Origin of the sequence: Segeticoccus rhizosphaerae, assembly GCF_009192725.1 — a bacterium.
In the GTDB taxonomy this organism is placed as follows: Bacteria; Actinomycetota; Actinomycetes; order Actinomycetales; family Dermatophilaceae; genus Segeticoccus; species Segeticoccus rhizosphaerae.
Genome location: NZ_VOHR01000642.1, coordinates 1 through 850, shown reverse-complemented (window position 1 = coordinate 850; position 850 = coordinate 1). Strand labels below are relative to the sequence as shown.

The 850-nt window shown below is 74.5% G+C and carries 1 pseudogene; it reads right to left on the bottom strand.

From position 1 onward, the window contains the following. Window positions 1-850 (bottom strand): annotated as a pseudogene (locus tag FRW57_RS23725) (hypothetical protein); the annotation flags it as partial.

Below are 850 nucleotides of genomic sequence, written 5' to 3'. Positions count from 1 at the left end.
CGCCGGACTCGTAGGCGGCCAGCCCGGCGAGGAGGCGCGCGTCCAGGGCGAACGGCGCCCAGGGCCGGCCCAGGTCGCGGGCCCGGGCGGCTCCCTTGCGGTAGACCTCGAGTGCATCGGCGAGCCGGCCCTGTTCGTAGTAGAGCCCGCCGAGGTGGTGCAGCGCGCGCAGCTCGGCCGCGTCGCCTCGCTCGTGTGCCTCCGCGATCACCTTCTCGAGGGCCTGCCGGGACGACTCGGCGTCGCCGCCGCGATCCTGGATCCGCGCCAGTTGGGTCGTGGCGTCGGCGGCCACGTCGCGCAGCCCCAACCGGTCTGCCAGGTCACCGGCCTCCTGCGCCCAACGTGTCGCCTCCTCGTCACGCTGGAGATCCGCCAGCGCCTGGGCGTGGACCACGGCCACCTTGGCCCGCAGGGCGCTGACGGGCTCCGCGGGCACCAGCTCGAGCATCTCGGTGGTGAGCGGCAACACGTCGGCGTTGCCGTCGCTGAGCAGCGCGGCGCCGGCCAGCGCGAGCAGTAGCCTCGCGCGGCCGAGCGGTTCGGCGGTGTAGGGGTCCTGGTCCAGCCGGTCCTGCACCAGGGCCACCGCCTTGTGGACGTGGCCCGCCGCCAGGGCGGCGGCGCTGGCCTTGGTCGTCAGCTCCACCAGGTCGACCTCGCCCGCGGCCAACTCGGGGTCGGACGCCAGCTCCAGCGCGAACTCGTACTGCCGCAGCGCCCCCTCGGGTCCTCCGACGGACACGGCCTCGTCGCCGGCCGAGATCCGAAGCGCACGCCGCAGGTTCAGCTCCAGCAGCGGCAGGAGAACGGCCGCAAGGATCGCCGGCGTCAACGGAAAGCCGTTCTC